Origin of the sequence: Pontixanthobacter gangjinensis (genome assembly GCF_009827545.1) — a bacterium.
Classification (GTDB): Bacteria; Pseudomonadota; Alphaproteobacteria; order Sphingomonadales; family Sphingomonadaceae; genus Pontixanthobacter; species Pontixanthobacter gangjinensis.
Genome location: NZ_WTYS01000001.1, coordinates 456,230 through 473,669 on the forward strand (window position 1 = coordinate 456,230; position 17,440 = coordinate 473,669).

Here is a 17,440-nt window from a genome sequence, read left to right on the forward strand (position 1 = left end):
TATTGGCCGAAGACAATCCGATTGTTGGTGAACTCATGAGCATGGTTGCCCGCCGAACGGGGATCCATCTGGTACATGCTGATAATGGCCAAGAGGCCTACGAGATGATCCTTGCCAAGAAAGCGCAGGGAGAACCTTTTACCCTTCTACTGGCTGACGCGATGATGCCGGTGCTAGGTGGGGTGGAGTTGACCCGGCGCTTGAGGGCGCACGGCTTCAGTCCGGAAGAACTGCCGATCATTGCAGTTACCGCAGCAACGGCGCAGGACGAACTACGCGAATATATGCAAGCGGGGATGCAGGCTTATCTGGCAAAACCAGTGAGCCTGGCAGATTTTTCGGCAACCATCGAAGCCTGGAATCCATCGGAAGTCAGACATGTTCTCGCGCCGAACCAACCGCTATCTGCTTCATTGCGTCTTCGCTACAAGCTGCGCAAGGCTGAAACGATCGAAATTTTAGAAGCTGCCGCCAAGGCGAAAGAGCCAGATATTGCGGCGATCTCGCAAGTACGGCACATGCTCCATAGGCTGGCCGGAACAGCGGGTTCGTTTGGCGAGCAAGACCTAAGCAGGGCTTCTGCGCGTTGCGAAACCATGCTGATTGAAGCCACGCCGGATGAATTTGGGCTACGATTGCAAGAATGCCTAAAGCTGATGAACGAGGCGGGGCTGGCATCATGACGCCAGCAACTAATTTCTATAAAACATTGGCTTGGACTCTTTCGGCCATCTTCTTATGCGCGGCAAACCCTGCCAGCAGCAAAGACGGTATTGAGATCAGTGGCGATCTTTCTGTCCGCGCCGTTCAAGCCGAACGCGGTGTGTTTCAAGGCGAAGATGTTGAGAGTTCAGGTGCCGGTGCCAGGGCAGAAGCAGGCTTCGAATGGACACGAGGTAAAACCGAAATACAGTTTGACCTTTCGGCCACCGTATTTGATTTCAGCGACGAAAACAGAGAGACCCGAGAAAGCGCCAGCGCCGGGCTGACGATAGCCCATTCGGTCAGCGATACCGTGACATTGGCCGTCTATGCACGGCGATCGGAGAACATCGTTACGCTTGAATCTCGTAGCGCCGATCAAACGAGTGCTGGTGCTGAGTTCCAATATGAAGACGATGACAATCGCATCCGTTTGCGTGCTGAATACAGAACCCGCGACTATGACGGAACCACAACTTCTTCCGGCAGTGGAATGCGCTTTGATGCCCAATATAATCGCCGCTTTGGCAGTTGGCATTGGGCGCGGATTGATCTGCGAGCCGAGGATATTGACAGCGACAATCCCAGACGTGGGTACGAGCGATACACGGCCAAATTCAGCTACAGCCTGCCGATCGCCAAAAGACTCCGCCTCCGCCCTGAAATATCGATGCGAGCGTGGGAATACGATAATCGTGCGGTGCCGGATGGCCAAAATGACATCTTGAGAAAGGACTCGATGGTAGCTCCGGAAATCGGATTGGCCTACGGGAAACTAACCGGATTTTATGGTCGTGCCCGAGCTAGTTATGAGTTTCGCAGCTCTAATGATCCCCGCTATCGCGAAGACGCGCCACGCTTCGAACTTTCTATCGGTTATCGCTTTTAACCAACCAACCGGACAAACGATTACGTATGGAGTCCAACGCGCTTGTCATCCAGCCACCCTTCTGCCGTGCTGTGATATATTTCAATTCGACTGCTGCGCGGCCACTGCTGATTTGCTCGGCAATTAGAGCCTCATAAATGCGATCTGCTGCCCGTTTGCGATTTACAGCATCGCCGCCGTCAAGGATACCTTCTGCCAGCTCGAGGAAATATTTCTTCGGTTTGCCAAGAAATTCCCAGCCTTTTCCGTTCTCGGGTTCGTCTGTCTGACTAACCGACTGATAAGCCGCCTGCTGTTCAATCAGCCGTGACAAGATCGTTTCAAGCTGAGGCTTGCCAAATGCTTGTGGCAGGTTTGGGCGCTCCGCGAGACGGGCAATTGTTTCCTTTACTTTCGTATCGCTCAGCGCGCCAAATTCCTGAAATGCGGCCAAAGCAGCAATACCTTTTTCGCTGGTGGCAGCATCGCTATCTAACGCCTGCTCGCAGGCTTTATTCGCCGCCTCCCAGGCTTGGAACCGGTAAACAAGATCAAGCCCTGTGCCCTTGATATTCTGCATACCCATGATCCGATTGACCAAGCCAGGGGGCGAATTGCGAGCTATCAGGCGGACAACAGCCTCCCCCTTGATATAGAAATCGCGGACAGGGACGATCTTGGCCATGAAGACGCGCTTCAGGAAATCGCGAACTTCAGCCAGATGCTGGTCGGCAGCTTGCGATGAAGAAATTGCGCCGCGCAACTTTTGGTAGTCTGAAAAAAATCCAGCCTGTTGCTCGAAATATGCGGCGATGTCATCGCCATGCTCGATGGAGTGGTCTTTGAGGATTTGCGCAATTTCCTGACTTTCAAAAGCCTTGGACAGAATAGCGGGATCGGCGGTTCCCCCCACCCCGTCAACCATCGCTTGTAATCGGCCTAACAATTGCTCTGGATTGATCGGAACGCGCTGTCGCCGCACCAATTGGTCGAATTGCTCAGCTGCAGTCCCTAAACCATCCTCCAAGTTTACGGACAACGCGTAAGTGTCCCATTCCTCGGCGATAAAACTTACCAAGCCTTCAATATTCGACCCTATCAGAAAGTGCCGGTCAACCGAGATGTCGTTGACCAACAAACGGGCGAACACCCTCGAACGCGGGACACGATCAGCGCGGTTATTGACCACCGTAGTGACAAATATTTCGGGATCTTTGGCCAAATCATGCTCAGCGAATCCCATGCGGTCCCAATTGCCCATTGCACCGAACCGTTCGTTGGCAGAATTGCCCATTACATACTCAAGTATACGCCCGTCTATCAGCGAACGCGGATAGGTTTTGAGCACACCTAGATCGGCAACGACCCGGTCGGACATTTCCTTGATGCAGTAATCGGCTTCCAGCCCCAGCTCGTCGCCCATCGCCGTTACAAGCGCAATATTGTATGGGTGCTCCTCATACGGAAAACGGTCCAAAAGGCGCTGATGGATCAAACCCGCTTGTTTCCAATTAATTGCCCTAAGCCGCGTCCCGACCTTGTCTGATCCCTCTTGCAGGATTGGCAGCATCTCTTCTTCGGTAGTCAGCAAGATTGAATCTTGCGGTATAAACTCGCACATGACCTCGGGGATATTCCGGCCCGCGGGTCCTTGTACGTCTTCATGGTCGGGGTAAGTATTCGTTATCGTGCCAATATCGTCTCGCATCCAATCCTGCTGGAGAACGTGCACATAGGTGGGGTTAAGCCCCATACATTCCCAAAGGAAAACGCGCGCCTTTAGTCGGCGCGCAATCTTGATCAGGGAATATTGCTCCCAGATCGTCGCCTTGTCATAGGGCCTGAATAGGAACATCTCGGTTAGTTCACCAAATGACTCGCCATTCAGGAACATCGCTTCACAGCCCGTTGTCTTCGAGACAAGCGGAGCGCCAAGCGCATTGATAAGCCCGGCCTTAAGCCGCTCGGTGCCGGATTTTCCGCGCGTGCCCCAGCCACCTAGCATTAGCGGAATTTCTTTGCGAACGCGCTTGGCATGATAGCCGAGCACGATGTGCCGTCCAAAAAACCACAAACAGACAATCACGAGGAACAACGCCAATTGCGCAAGCGTGTTGGCGAAAACTGTGGCGAAATATGCGACCGCATTGTCCCAGAAAATTGGTGCTGCGGCCAAAATTCCTCCAGCGCTAAAAAAGCGGGTTACGCTGGTGTCAGCCGGGACTTCCGGACCCGATTCACCGACTACGTACGCGTCCGAGTGCGGCGCAAATTCCAATTCCACGCCGTATTTTCGCAATGCCGCGCTATATTCACCACCAGTGCGATTGCGTAGATCTGCCAATGCCGCAAATTTCTCACTGATTGACCAGAAGGTTTTGAACCGCCGCAGAACTCCCGTTGGCGGGGTGATTGTAGTGATGCCTTCGCTTGTATAAACCTTTATAGGCTTACCCAGATCAATCGCGCCCAGCACCTGATCGAGCAACGGAACAAAGTTACGCCAATTGCCATCCTCGCTCTGGAAAAGTGGTTCGCCAGGGACCTTGGTCGGGGCCAACTCTGCTAGCCGGGCGGATGGCGCCGAGATCGTTCCGCGGTAAGAGCGCCCTATAGTATGAAGGAACGCCTGCCGCTTGTCGGTTGCGCTGATCCTAAGTTCAAACAATGTCCGCCACAGTCGGCGGCTGAATTTGTCGCCCTTCTGCAATTTTGGCCTGGAACCTTGTGTCAGATCAAAACCGAACCCCTGCTGTGCGAGCACTGCCATTACCCGCCCAAGCTTATCGGGATCCTCGAAGACATGCTCTTGTAAGTCAGACGCCAGGCGCGACTGCCCTTCTTTGAGGCGTGCCGAATGCGCAGTTAAGACGGCAGCAATTGCTCGTGCCTCTTTGTCTGATAGCAACCATAGCTTCTCAGATGCTTCGCTCGCCCATCGCCGGATCTTGGGGCTTTCAATGCGTTGTTTCACTTCCGCCAGTGAACTGCGCAGAATCCCGATGACCTCGCTTGAACGGTCAGGGATTGATGCCGCAGCCCACTGGCCCAAGCCAAAGGCCCCGTCGATAGCAATTCTTAGAACAAAGGTGTCCTCATCACGCGATAGAACGCGCACGAGATGCGGGAGGTAGGCGTCAATGCCGCAAGCATCAGCCGTGGCTGGAACGTCAGCGAACACCATCGCTCTTACTTGTGGATCGCGATCGACACGCAAGCGCGCTATGTGTCCGTGCAAGATCTTGGGAGGTAACAGAGGCAGGCTTTCCGCCACGGCTTGGCGCACGGCACCATCGCGGTCGTTCACCAATCGCTTCAGAAAGGTGTCGAGTTTTTTGTTCTTGCCGGCGAATGTGCACAGCAAGCGTGCAATATGACGGCGTACGAATATGCGATTATCTTGTCGTGTCGGGCTCCCGCGATCACTTGTGGCTGCAAGCCGCTTCTCCAAAACAGAAATCAACGATTGAGGAGACAATGCCAGTAACGTGCTGATGGCATCACACTGGGCCCAAGCAGCTTCGTCCGCGTCCAAGGCGACCCTGCGCGTGTCACGGACGGCCATATCTATCCAAAAACCTGAGAGCCGCTTGGTGGATTTCTCAGCCACCAATCTAAGCGCACGATGCGCCGCCTGCCTTACACGGCTATCACCCTGATATGCTCGCGCTTTTTCTAGGAGAGTAGCTAGGTCGCGGCTAAACAATTCCGATGAGTGCTCCAGTTCATTACCGGCAAGCAATTCACCCGCCTCATGTCCTGCCCGCTCCAGTGCGAATGCCAGCGCTCTTTCGCGTTCGCCAACTCTGCGACGGTATCGTTCCGTGACCGCGTCCCCATCGAAAAAATTACTCAGCGCTTTTGCGTCTCGGCGCAATTGCTGGCGATCCGCACCCAACTTACCAGCAAAGTCTAGAATAGCAGCGTTGCGCTCGGAATCATCTTGGGCGTGACTGAAGCGGGCGCTGTAAAGTGCCGCAAGTTCGTGCATTGTCGCAATCTTTGACAATTGGGATGTGGCAAAACGAACAAGTGTCGTCAGATGCACTCCGCCAGAATTATCATCCGCATCGGTTGAGGCGGCGGCGATCTCATCGATAATGTCTTGGTATACCCCCAGCAACAAGGGAGCGATATCAGCGCTAAGCGTGCCACGAAGACCACTGTGAATATTATCCGTCAACGGCCAGCCACATCACGCTTGAGACCGCTTTCAAGACAGGCGCGGAACGCAGCGCGTAAATCACCATCGTCGATAAGCGATTGCCTCGTCTCAGCTGCTATCTCAATATGCGCGAACCCCTTAAATCCCTCCGCACGCAGCACCTGGCCTTGTTTGTTTTGCAGCGCACCCAGTTCTTTTGATTCCATCGGGTAAACCGCGACGCGCAGCGGCCGAAGATTGATCGAAAGGCAATCCGCCAAATCTAGCAATTGGCTGGATGGCTCATCACTACCATCGCTTACGATAATGTCGGCATTGCGGGCCACAGTAGTTTCGCGCCGCATTCGATCGAATCCATGAAGCTGAACAACCCGCCCTTGCGGGTATTTCTTCGCGAAAGCACTGGAAAAAGCGGTCAAATAATGCGTTTCATGACGCGCCGGATCGCCCCCTCCTTTGCAATCTTTTGTTGGACGGCGGGGCGCAGAATTCCACGCGACAGCAGCGGCTTCACCTTCGCCAAAAAGCGCAATTGCGAGCGTGCCAGTGTGCCGGTCAGACGCACGGTGAGGGGCAGTCAGCGCCAAACCAATCGGCGGTCTGCGGCGCAGAAGATACCCGCCTCGCCCAAGGCATTCCCCTTCTTTTTCACGATAAAGTGTGCTGTTTGGCCAGTCAGAAATATTTGTCTTCAGTAATCCCGTGGGAATCTTAGCGCCTGGCTTTTCGGCCAGCAGGTCAAGGAAGGATGCCTCGGCTCGGTCAAACTCGGCTGCCGTCGGCACAGCAAATGCTGCGCTGTCTTTCAGCGGACGAAATAGCTGATAAGCTAGGGTAGATGCCACAATAACCATACTGACAATCAGAATTCCGCGCGAGAATCGCGGCATTGCTCTCATTGCTCCTCCCCGTCATCGCTAATTGCCTTTCCTTCATAGACAACATGCACGGAATAATCGCGTCCATCGATACCCATAGGGCCAAGAACGCGCCAACGATTGGTAAAGAGATTGGCGCGCTCCGAATTTGTTAAGAATTCTGGCGGTAAGGCGTTGGCCTTCGCAAGATTGGCTTGTTCTTCCGGACTACGGCGGCGAAAAGCTGCCAAAGCTGTGGAACCAATAAACGAAACACGTTCATAAGTCCTCACATCAATCTTCTGCACCCCTTCACCCAATTCGATTGCCGAGATTTCAATAGAGGAGGCGGCCGGATCGCTAACCAGAACCGCATCATCTTGCAGGGCAATAAGCCCCTTATCTTTCCCGCGAAATATCCGCACCGGGCGCTTATACGGAAGAAGTTTGTCGGGCCGCAAAGAGAGCGAAAAGATGTCCCTATTGTAGATCAATGCGCCCTGTGCATCCTTCAACGTCACGCGATAACCGTATGTCCAATTGTCTCGTTCTTCCCAAGATTCTGGGGCAATAACCGGCTGAGAGATTATTCGGATTAAGCTCGCTGGCTGTGTAAAGGCAAATCTTGTCGGAGTTTCCGAAGACAACCGGTAAACCAATGTCCGACTGGCCGCTGCCAGTTCTTCGCGCGTTTCTTCTGGTTTCGGGACAACCAAATCGGTAATTTCATCACCAAAAACAGACCAAGCAAGCAATAAAGCGAAGCCTGATCCGCAAACAGCCGCGATCACGGTAAGGTCGCGCAAGCGCATTAGTCAGTCTCGCTTTTGTCAGGATTTATCATCAAGACCGCGGCGCGCTTATTTTGCGAGTGATTCAGATACCGCAAAGCAGTCAGTGGAAATGCCTCATATCCAGCGAAAGCCTTGCTACGCTCCGCAAATGCAGAACTGAAACCAGCGTTGAATGCATATTGCCGAAGTCGCCCCCTCTCTTCTGCAGAGATGCCAATATGCAAAGGTATGATGATGACTTTTGGGTCGCCCTTCAGCGGGCCAGCCCTTTGCGGGAAGGGGCGGATTTGTAACGTTAGCGCCGGCCTGTCTTCCAATTGACGAATGACAGTTTGGTTGATCACACCGAAAGCGTGAGATTGCTTTCCGTCATACTGTAGCTCTCTTGGCGCCAACAAAACGGAGCCCGCGCCACTTCCCCACTGCAAGGACAGAGCGGCGCTGACAAATTCCATGGCGGCGACCGGTTCTGCCGCACCTTCTTGCCGCAATTCGCGTCGCAGAAACCCCAAAATTGTTGTGTCACCTCCTCCAGAAGCGGTGAACAAATAAGCACCATCGCCTCCATCCCTGGAAGTTAACAGCCAATTGGGACGGTCTTCAATCGCGCACATCTCCAGAGCGAGCCCCAGCATTCGCGAATTATTGATAGAAACGGAAGGGGCAACGCTAGCTGCCAAATCTTTCAGTAGCGGCTCAGCCACTTCAAAACGCAGGAATGCCAATTCTTCGACATCGGTCAGGGTTTCGGTGATCGGACTTTCCGTGGGGATTACGCATTGCCCGAGCTCATTAGAATCAGGAATCAGCGCTTTGTTCAGTTCGTTAATCGAAGCAGGCGTTAGAACGGCCCGCGACGCCGCACGCGAGCCGTCTTCATTTTGGTCAATTCTTGATACGTCAAACCTGGTAACGAGCTCTGGTATCGCTTTACGTAACTCTGGAAGGTTTGTGGTTATTGCAGCGCGATCTACAAACGACACAATCGGTATCTCGTTCGAGCCATCAAAACCGACTAGCATTTCATTGCTCGAGGCGGATTGCCGAAATGTCTGAAGGACGGTCTGAGCAGGAATGGAGCCGGGCGCGCGCGGCGCAGTAAAGACCAGCCAGCGCGCATCAGTTAACTCAGATATCCGCTGCGCAGCATGCGCCAAACCGGGCGTCAGAGTGGGGTCGGGGACGGTAATTGCCAAATTCTCTTCCGCCGCCGGATCATACAACAGAACATCCCGCCCTATCCCGTCTTCCCTTCGTAAGGCGACTATGCCATTCGACAACACTTCGACCCGCCAGCCACCGGAAGAAGCGACAGCGCCAGCCTGTACTGGTGGCAAACCAGCTTCGAGCAACTCTATTGCATCACCAAGAGCTCTGGCGGATTTAATGCTAAGTGCCGCTGTTTCGCTTCTGACGACGCGCGAATATGCATCACCGACGGCAGCCACGATAAACTCATCTTGCCGTTTGATTGCCTCGGCTGCTGCATCGTCGGTGCTTCTTGTCCCTCCAAGCGCCGCCTGGGGCAGAATTAGGGCAAGTAGGAAACCTGCAAGATTACCCATAGCGGCCCCGACAAAAGAGACCTGCAAGGTCGATCGCATCAAGCGTGGGAAGATGTTCTTGTCGTGGGCCTTGATCGCCAAGAGTGTCGATAGGAGATACCCAAAACCATAAAAATCAGTGGTTTTGACATCTAATGCAAAATACACGATCGCGTGGCCAACAATCAATTTCAATGCGAAGCTGATGTTGAAAAACAACAGCATCTTGCGCCCACCCTCGATCGTCATATTTTCAAGCCAAGGGGTTTTGAGCAGCATTCTGGCAATTGCGTAAATGACAATAGCCTCACCAAAAGATGCAAGGATTTTTGTCGGTTGATACCATTGCAGGGCAATCAGCGCCGGGATCAAGATTCCCGAGAAATCCCAGCCATATTTAACGTTCATATGCGACGCATAAAGGGCGGTGAGAACCAAAATCATATAGGCTTTGGGACTCGCCAAGACCGAACTGGCCAACCCTTCGTATAGGTAAGAAACGCCGCTGATCCGGAAGTTTGTGAATTCCATCAGACCATATCTGATGATCAACAACGACAACGCAGTCACCACGACTAGCGAGAACATTCCGCGTATTATTCCAGGCTTCCAGAACTGGTTTGCCATGAGCGATATGATGACGAGGCCGAAGCTTTGCATATCGCTGCGCCAGTCAAATTCTCGGTTCCAATTTTGCGTCATCCATTCTGCGACTTCTGGAAGCACAAACCCGTCTAATGTCATCCGAACCGCGACGCTGGCTAGGATCAAGCCCATAAAACGGTCACGGCCGAACAGGCTCGGCCATTTGCCGCGTCCAATTTTCTCTGAGAACACCCAGACAATTGTATAGGTCAAGACTGCTTCGATAACGATGACACCGGCCGCCAAGGGCTTCACAATCAAGAGCGGGACCAAGTAGCCTGGAACAACCAAGCCGGACAAGACCCAGCCAAAGCGGAGGTTGAAGAAACACAGAACAAAAACGCCAACCCAAACGGTGGTAATAACCGAACTGGCCAGGCCTCCCTCAGGGAAAATGGGAAGGATCATCCACCCATTCCTGAGGTTAGGCTACTTCTTTGTTTCATTGGCTTTTTTCAAAACCGACTGAACAGTTTCGACTATGAGGTTCGTGCTTACTGGCTTGCGGATCATGCCAGCAATCCCGAGGTCCTGACCCAATTCCAATATTTGAGCGGTTACGGAAGCAGACATGACAACAATTGGCGGCGCATCGGGAAATCGGCTTGGAACTTGGCGAAGGAACTGGATGCCATCGATTTTTGGCATAACCAAATCGAGTAAGATCAAATCAAACTGACGCTTGGCCAGCATTTCGAGCCCAGCTTGGCCATCATGTGCAATCGTCGCGGCAAACCCCTCAAGCTCAAGCAGTGAAGCAATCATATCGCACAGCAGATCGTCATCATCGATGATCAATATCGATTTGCCGTTCATCCTATCCGCCTTAATTGAATGTTGAAGCGGTATCCCGTGCCGACGGCACTCCAATAGGAAACTCCGCCCCGCCATGCCAGTGCCTCTAAGATACCGGCTGCAATAATTTGGTATTCGGATGGCACATCTTTAGCAGATGCATCGAAGGACTCGCAAAGCCGCTCGAACGGAATGCCAAAGCCACCTTGAATTCTAATCCAGCTCTGATCCGGCTGTTCATCGAGCAAAATTTTCACCGTCCCGCCAAGCGTGGTGTCCAAGATCACCAGCCGCAGCATTGCCTCTACCATATCCGAAAGCATTAGCGGCTCGGCCATAGTGAAGCCGCTGATTCCCGGCAGATCAGCGTCGATTTGAACCTGCATTTCATTGGCCAGCGGACGGGCCCGATCTATGGCTTTGGTCACAGCCTTAAGCGCGTCAATTGGATAGCAGGGCCCAGGCGTATCAACTGGTGAATCGCTCAACAATTGAGCCACTGTTTCGAGCCTGTCAGTGGCCCTAGTGGCAACATCCCGAATGCGTCCGATCACTTTGGCCAACGCTGTTGGCTTTAGCCTAGGATCGGCCGCTATGTTTGCGCCCAAGCCAATGGCTTCCAAATCATTGCGCAGTTGTTTGTCGATAAACATACCGACTGCCAGTCGGAGTTCGGCAAGCTGATCAAGGTCGCTAATATCAATTGCCTCGATAACAATGACTCTTTCCCATGCCCGGTCTTGCCTGGTGGGGGCAGCAACTCGCAGAATTCGTTGCCGTGTTCCGATTTCTCGCATCGGGATGCGCATTTCCCCTCCATTCAGCAGGATATCGGAGATTATCCGCTCTATTTGTTCGATCTCAAGTTGGGTAAATGCGGCAATCACATCGGTCAAATTTGAATCGGCCAGACTAATTTCTGCCTCTCCATACAAATTCGACATCCGCGTATTGGATTGAATTGGGTATCCGATCATATGGAAAATCATGACCGCCGTATTGAGCGAATCCAATCCATTACGGATTTGTTCGCCTTGGATGGTGATCAAATTGGCCGCGCTTGCCACCCGGTCATCAAGATATTTGGCTTGTTTGCGAACACCGGAACCAGACGACAGGTCGCTGCGCCAGCGTTGGATATCCTTGATGCTCGACGCCATAGCTGAAGCAATCCTGCCGATGCCTACTGAGCTTGCGCCACTGGGCAGCTCAAAGAGCCAATACAAAGGCGCAGAAGAAGTGCCGAGCGAGGCCAAATAGGTATCTTGGGTCCATTGAGGCGCCAGGGAGCTGGCTGGTACTGGAGAACTGGACCTATCGGCCCGCCTAAGCAGCTGAGTGCTGTGACGCCCTGTGAGGGCTAGCTTCGCTTGGGATGCGGATTGCACGCTAAGAATCTCGGGGGCTTGGTTTCGGTAATGCGTAAAAAGGACCATCTTAGGGATTCCCAAGATTTTGGCTGTCGATCCGAAGAATTCGATGAGCCGTCCATGATCTTGAATTGCCGAACGGCGAAAAGACAGGTTGATTGCTTGCTCAAGGATTTCACCCAACCTGCGATCCTGCAACTTCTCTCGGCGTAACAGGTACCAGATTGTCACAATTCCCACACCAGCAAGCATTGCTGATGCGGGCAACAGTACATTGGCGTATTGCAACGCCACCCAGCTGGCGCCGAGTACCCCAATAGCCACAGCCGCTGCGACCGGAAGAATTAGCCGCTTTTCGGCAAAGATATCTTGGGCTCCTCGGGCCAAGGCACATGCTGCAAGAAGGCTTAGAAATGTCAATAACATACCAGCTGGACGAACTGAGCGGCCATCGAGATATGCTTGTGTAACATAAGCACTAAAAACGCTTGCCCGCATTTCTCCCGTTGACGGATTCATCGAAGTTGCAAGCCGTCGCTCGGCATGGTCGCGGGGTGGGACCACGAGGGCAGTGAGGCCAGCCAATTCACGACCTTGGAAGTTCTTTGCCAGCAACTGGCTGGCAGATATCCTCGGGATGTTCTGACTGCGCGGCATGCGGACGTAGGTTGGCGCGCCATCCGGGTCGATATCTGCCAGCGCAGATTCAAATAGCGGAAGCCTACCTTCTGCACCTCCAATTCCGCGCCAATGCCGTCTGAATATCCCATATTCTGGAGAGGTTACTAGCGCAGCGCCGAATGTGACATTATCGGCTTTTTCGTCGCTTGAGGTAACAAACTCCCATGCGCTGCTTGCGGGCCGCTTTCTAGCCTTTCGCGAAATGACGACTGGAAGTTCAGTCGCCATTGAAATGGCCTGGTTCCCCGGATCACTGGCGAATCCAATCCGACTAATACCTGCCTCAGACGCGGCTGTGATCAGATCCTGATAAGCTTGACCGTCTCGCCGAACGAAATCGGCATCTTGTTCGATGATCACGACTGCAGGTTTTTGTCCGGATTCGGACCGCGTGACCATATCAAACAGCAATCCGTCCGCGATCTGGAATGAGCCCGACGAGGCCAATCCAAATAATGCAATTGCCGCCAAAACAGGCACAATGATCGCCGCAAACCGGTCGAAATTCATCAGCGCCGCGGACGAAAAGCGCTGCAGGAGTGTTCCGTTCTGAACCTGGATATCAGAACCCACCGCTCAGCAACTCCCTATTTTGTAATTTTTTAACATGCGCCGCCCATCAAGAGATGGGGTAATAGGCCCACGTGAATCTCTGGGCAAGAGTCGCCGCATAACATCGCAGCATTTGGAACATCATAGCCAACAGGATGCTCTCAACACATTGATCTATATGTTAAATATCGCCACCAGTGAGGCGTTGACAGATTAGGTCAAGCTGATCCAACGTGCGATAGCGGATTGTCACGGCCCCAGAACGCGGGTCGGTATCGGTCTTGATCTTAACCGAAAGGCCAAGAAATTCCTCCAAATGGGCCTGAACCGCAGCAATATCTGCATCTTTGGCGGGATCGCGCGACGGTCTGGCTTGCCGGCGAGCGGTCTCACCATGCTGTTCCTCACCACCGCGTACAAGTTTTTCGACTTCCCGGACCGATAGCTTTTTGGCAACCGCTTGCTTGGCCAATTCGCCAGCATTCTCGTTGCCGATCAATGCCCGCGCGTGCCCCATGGTCAGCGCACCATCTTCAACCAAATCAAGGACATCAACAGGAAGTGCCAACAAGCGCTGGATATTAGCGACGTGACTGCGAGATTTATCAACTAAATTAGCAATCTCGGCCTGTGTCATCGATTCCTGATCGGAAAGCCGCTGATACGCACGCGCCTCTTCGACCGGATTGAGATCTTCGCGCTGAAGGTTTTCGATCAAAGCAAGTGCCATCACCTCGCGCTCGTCCAACTCGCGGATGATCGCAGGAATAGTGTGTAACTGGGCCTTTTGCGCAGCGCGCCAGCGACGCTCACCGGCAACAAGCTGATACCGTCCGCCATCGACCGGGCGAACTATAATAGGCTGAATGACCCCGCGCGAGGCGATCGAGGCTGCCAATTCATCCAAAGCGGTCCCATCGAACTTGGTTCGGGGCTGGCCCGGTAGTGGCTCGATTAGCGAGATTGACAATGAAGCCAAGCCAGAGTTTGGCGCGCCCCCACCTTCGTCTTGCTGCGCAGCCGAGTTTCGCTGATTGGGATTTTGCCGGACCAGCGGCTCTTCACGGCGGGTTTCGCCAAGCAACGCCCCTAGACCGCGGCCAAGCTTCCGCTTCTTATCAATAGGCCTGGTTGCGGATTGATCCTGTTCGCGGCTCATGCGGCCTTCCTCTTCTCAGGCAAACGTCCAATCAATTCCCGCGCCAGTGCGATATAAGCCCGGCTCCCGGCACAGGAGTGATCGTAGACCAAGGCAGGCAGTCCATGGCTTGGTGCTTCCGAAAGGCGGACATTGCGCGGAATTACCGCCTCAAACACCAAATTTCCGAGACAATCGCGCACATCGTCCGAGACTTGGTCGGTCAAACGATTGCGGCGGTCGAACATGGTCAGAACGACACCGATAATTCCTAAGTCCGGGTTGAAGCGCTGCTGAACCTGTTCAACGGTTTTGAGTAGCTGGCTTAGCCCCTCGAGCGCAAAGAATTCACATTGCAGCGGAACCATCAAGGTATCTGCAGCGCCAAGGGCGTTCAGCGTCAAGAGGCCGAGCGATGGCGGACAATCGATGAAGCAAATATCGTGATCGTGATGATTCGCCAGAGCAGTACCGAGGCGACTTGTGCGGTCCTGAACCGATACAAGCTCAACTTCGGCCCCGCTCAAATCGACTGTCGCGGGAACTACGTCTAGACCGGGAATGGTGCTCGGTTGGGTGCAATCGGCAATTGCCATCTCGTCGATCAAAACGTCGTAGCTCGAACGTGGGCGGTTGCCACTCTCAATACCCATGCCAGTTGAAGCGTTTCCTTGCGGATCAAGATCAATCAGCAGAGTCTTCCAGCCGGTTGCAGCCATCGCGGTGGCGATGTTGATGGCTGTGGTGGTTTTACCAACTCCGCCCTTTTGATTGGCAATTGCGATTGTGATCATGTCTTTGTCCGCGCCCCTTTCGCTAACTTCCCAATCAGTATGCCTGCTTCATCATCGGTCTGAGACTGTTCCACGTGAAACATCTTTTGGACCTTCTTCGGCAAGGTTTCCAATTCTTGCGCCGCCGACCGCCCTTTGGGCAACAGAAAAGTAGTCTTGGCTGTGGAGAATCTTGCGGACAAATCTAGTAAACGGGGCAAAGGAGCAAATGCACGGGCCGAAATGACCGCAACCGGGACAGTTTCAAGCAATTCAAGTCGCATGCCCGCCACCTCGCATTTCGGCAACATCAATTCATGCCGCATACGCTCCAGCCATTCAATTCGCTTTCGACGGGATTCTACCAGAACAACTGGCCATTTCGGTCGCATTATCGAAATGACTACTCCAGGCAGACCTGCTCCGGTGCCGAGATCAAGCCATATACCTTTTGTTTCATGTGAAACATGGTCAAGTAGCTGCGCACTGTCAGCGATATGCCGCTGCCAGGCGATGTCGAGCGTCGGGTTTGCAACCAGATTCTGGGATGAATTCTCTTCGCGCAACGCAGCGACAAATCGCTCAAGCTTGTCGAACGCTTCTGTGTCACAACGCTCGGCAACAAATGCCTTGGCGGTATCCTCACCCCGGATCATGCTGCAATCTGCTCTAGTCGGCGGGCATAAACGAGCAAGGCTGAAAGCGCTGCAGGTGTAACACCAGAGACCCGCCCCGCTGCAGATAACGTGCTCGGTCTAGCTTTGGAGAGGCGTTCAATCATTTCGTTGGAGAGGCCAGGGACCTTCTCGTAAGGGAAGTCTGCCGGAAGGCTCACCGCATCGCTCGCCCTTAAATCGCGAAGTTCTGATTCCTGCCTCTCAAGATAAGGCGCGTAAGCAGCATCTTCGACCAATTCACTCGCAAGATCGAGGTCGGAAGACAGGTCCCCCCCTATCCAAGGGGTAAGCTCGGCAAGTCCAACTCCTTTTATCCTCAGCCATTCGCTCAACGGCTTCCGGCCGCCATCTCGGCGAACGGGTAGGCCAGCATTATGCAATTCGGTTGCCAGAACCTCTTTCCCAAACTTGGCCGACCAGAGAGCCCGCTTTTGGCTCCGAACATTGAACCATTCGCTGCGCCCTTCACCCACACAACCTGATGCAATGGCAAGTGGTGTTAGACGAGAACTCGCATTGTTAGCACGCAATCTAAGCCGGTACTCAGCACGCGATGTGAGCATCCGGTACGGCTCGGAAACGCCGTGGAGGGTTAGGTCATCTATCATTACGGCCATATAGGAATTCGCCCTGTCTAGCGCAGGTGGGGATTTTCCAAGGATTTTTGCAGCAGCATGCATACCCGCAATCAAGCCCTGTGCAGCAGCTTCCTCATAACCAGTAGTTCCGTTGATTTGCCCTGCACAATACAGACCCGGCATTTGGCGAAGCTCAAGGCCGCTTGTTAACGCTCGCGGATCGATATGATCATATTCAACCGCATAGCCAGGTACAACCATCTCGACGCGAGAAAGCCCCTCCATAGCTCGCAACATCGCCAGTTGAACATCAACTGGTAGCGAAGTGCTAATTCCATTGGGATAAACTAAATGCGTATCGAGCCCCTCTGGCTCCAAAAATATCTGGTGTCCGTCACGATCGCCAAACCGGTGGATCTTGTCCTCAATCGATGGGCAATAGCGCGGCCCTTGCGCATCGATCGCCCCTGAAAACAGGGGTGACCGATCCAAATTGGCGCGGATGATATCGTGGCTCCGCGTGTTCGTCCGAGTTATAGCGCAGAAAACTTGCGGGTTAACTCTAGCCGAGGTCATGGGCGACATAGTCCAGTGATCGGCATCAGAGGGCTGCTCCTCCAACGCGGCCCAATCGATGGTGCGGCCATCCAAACGCGGCGGCGTTCCAGTTTTGAGCCGAGCCATCGGTAACTTCGCCTCCCGCATTTGCGCGGCAAGCTTCTTTGCAGAATCTTCGCCAATGCGCCCACCGGTCAGCCGTTCCTCCCCGCGAAACAATGTCCCACCCAGGAACGTGCCGGTACACAGAATGACAGCACGGGAATAAATGCAAGTTCCGTCAGCAAGGGAAATTCCCGTCACGCTATCGCCAGAAAACAACAGCGAAGCTGCTTCACCCTCAATAAACTGCAGGTCGCCCTGCTGCTTGATCATTCCCTGTACAGCCTGCTTGAATAAGCGCCGGTCAGCCTGAATACGCGGCCCCCAAACAGCACTGCCTTTCGAGCGATTGAGCATTCGGTAATGTATTGCAGCGGCATCAGCGGCGCGGCCGAGCAGGCCATCAAAAGCATCAACCTCGCGCACAAGATGGCCTTTGCCCAATCCGCCGATGGCCGGATTGCAGCTCATCGCCCCGACTGCATTAAGATCGAAACTTACCAACCCAGCGCGCGCACCCATGCGCGCCGCAACCGAAGCCGCTTCTACCCCTGCATGTCCCCCGCCGATAATTAGGATGTCGAATTTCTGCATAGATGCCCGATAGTCGAGCTGGATTGTATGGTCAAAGACATTGGTCC

General features: G+C 53.6%; 12 protein-coding genes. 2 read left to right on the forward strand and 10 right to left on the reverse strand.

Annotated elements, in window-relative coordinates:
• The first annotated feature begins 2 nt into the window (after positions 1–2).
• Positions 3–683 carry a response regulator gene (locus GRI36_RS02205; RefSeq protein WP_160596977.1) on the forward strand — a complete coding sequence of 227 codons (681 nt, stop codon included), beginning with the start codon at positions 3–5 and terminating at the stop codon, positions 681–683.
• Positions 680–1,591 carry a hypothetical protein gene (locus GRI36_RS02210; RefSeq protein ID WP_160596978.1) on the forward strand — a complete coding sequence of 304 codons (912 nt, stop codon included), beginning with the start codon at positions 680–682 and terminating at the stop codon, positions 1,589–1,591. The genes GRI36_RS02205 and GRI36_RS02210 overlap by 4 nt, the downstream gene beginning before the upstream one ends.
• Here the strand turns inward: GRI36_RS02210 and GRI36_RS02215 are convergent.
• From GRI36_RS02215 to mnmG, 10 genes are all read right to left on the reverse strand, one after another.
• Complete coding sequence (locus tag GRI36_RS02215; protein WP_160596979.1) at positions 1,572–5,753, reverse strand: hypothetical protein; 4,182 nt, start codon at positions 5,751–5,753, stop codon at positions 1,572–1,574. The genes GRI36_RS02210 and GRI36_RS02215 overlap by 20 nt on opposite strands.
• The gene (locus GRI36_RS02220) at positions 5,750–6,625 is read right to left on the reverse strand and encodes a hypothetical protein (protein ID WP_160596980.1); all 876 of its coding nucleotides are present in this window, start codon (positions 6,623–6,625) and stop codon (positions 5,750–5,752) included. Before GRI36_RS02220 ends, GRI36_RS02215 begins: the two co-directional genes overlap by 4 nt.
• A gap of 5 nt (positions 6,626–6,630) precedes the next feature.
• Positions 6,631–7,404, reverse strand: coding sequence for a hypothetical protein (locus GRI36_RS02225; protein ID WP_160596981.1), 774 nt, complete (start codon positions 7,402–7,404; stop codon positions 6,631–6,633).
• Positions 7,404–9,983 (reverse strand): poly-gamma-glutamate biosynthesis protein PgsC/CapC, encoded by a 2,580-nt coding sequence (locus GRI36_RS02230; RefSeq protein ID WP_160596982.1) that lies wholly within the window; start codon positions 9,981–9,983, stop codon positions 7,404–7,406. The genes GRI36_RS02225 and GRI36_RS02230 overlap by 1 nt, the downstream gene beginning before the upstream one ends.
• 21 nt (positions 9,984–10,004) lie before the next feature.
• Complete coding sequence (locus GRI36_RS02235; RefSeq protein WP_160596983.1) at positions 10,005–10,391, reverse strand: response regulator; 387 nt, start codon at positions 10,389–10,391, stop codon at positions 10,005–10,007.
• Positions 10,388–12,994, reverse strand: coding sequence for a nitrogen regulation protein NR(II) (locus GRI36_RS02240; RefSeq protein WP_160596984.1), 2,607 nt, complete (start codon positions 12,992–12,994; stop codon positions 10,388–10,390). The genes GRI36_RS02235 and GRI36_RS02240 overlap by 4 nt, the downstream gene beginning before the upstream one ends.
• Positions 12,995–13,154: 160 nt before the next feature.
• On the reverse strand, positions 13,155–14,132 hold the full coding sequence (locus tag GRI36_RS02245; protein ID WP_160596985.1) for a ParB/RepB/Spo0J family partition protein: 978 nt from the start codon (positions 14,130–14,132) through the stop codon (positions 13,155–13,157).
• The gene (locus tag GRI36_RS02250) at positions 14,129–14,905 is read right to left on the reverse strand and encodes a ParA family protein (RefSeq protein ID WP_160596986.1); all 777 of its coding nucleotides are present in this window, start codon (positions 14,903–14,905) and stop codon (positions 14,129–14,131) included. The genes GRI36_RS02245 and GRI36_RS02250 overlap by 4 nt, the downstream gene beginning before the upstream one ends.
• Positions 14,902–15,540: a 16S rRNA (guanine(527)-N(7))-methyltransferase RsmG gene (gene rsmG / locus GRI36_RS02255; RefSeq protein WP_160596987.1), complete on the reverse strand. Its 639-nt coding sequence runs from the start codon at positions 15,538–15,540 to the stop codon at positions 14,902–14,904. The genes GRI36_RS02250 and rsmG overlap by 4 nt, the downstream gene beginning before the upstream one ends.
• Positions 15,537–17,393, reverse strand: a complete 1,857-nt coding sequence (mnmG, locus tag GRI36_RS02260) for a tRNA uridine-5-carboxymethylaminomethyl(34) synthesis enzyme MnmG (RefSeq protein ID WP_160596988.1) — start codon at positions 17,391–17,393, stop codon at positions 15,537–15,539. Before mnmG ends, rsmG begins: the two co-directional genes overlap by 4 nt.
• Positions 17,394–17,440: the final 47 nt, after the last annotated feature.

Excerpts from the sequence above, each read along its gene's own strand:
- GRI36_RS02210 (WP_160596978.1), top strand. The coding sequence starts at position 680 with ATGACGCCAGCAACTAATTTCTATAAAACATTGGCTTGGACTCTTTCG.
- GRI36_RS02245 (WP_160596985.1), bottom strand. The coding sequence starts at position 14,132 with ATGAGCCGCGAACAGGATCAATCCGCAACCAGGCCTATTGATAAGAAG.
- GRI36_RS02230 (WP_160596982.1), bottom strand. The coding sequence starts at position 9,983 with ATGATCCTTCCCATTTTCCCTGAGGGAGGCCTGGCCAGTTCGGTTATT.
- GRI36_RS02235 (WP_160596983.1), bottom strand. The coding sequence starts at position 10,391 with ATGAACGGCAAATCGATATTGATCATCGATGATGACGATCTGCTGTGC.
- GRI36_RS02225 (WP_160596981.1), bottom strand. The coding sequence starts at position 7,404 with ATGCGCTTGCGCGACCTTACCGTGATCGCGGCTGTTTGCGGATCAGGC.
- mnmG (WP_160596988.1), bottom strand. The coding sequence starts at position 17,393 with ATGCAGAAATTCGACATCCTAATTATCGGCGGGGGACATGCAGGGGTA.
- GRI36_RS02250 (WP_160596986.1), bottom strand. The coding sequence starts at position 14,905 with ATGATCACAATCGCAATTGCCAATCAAAAGGGCGGAGTTGGTAAAACC.
- GRI36_RS02220 (WP_160596980.1), bottom strand. The coding sequence starts at position 6,625 with ATGCCGCGATTCTCGCGCGGAATTCTGATTGTCAGTATGGTTATTGTG.
- rsmG (WP_160596987.1), bottom strand. The coding sequence starts at position 15,540 with ATGATCCGGGGTGAGGATACCGCCAAGGCATTTGTTGCCGAGCGTTGT.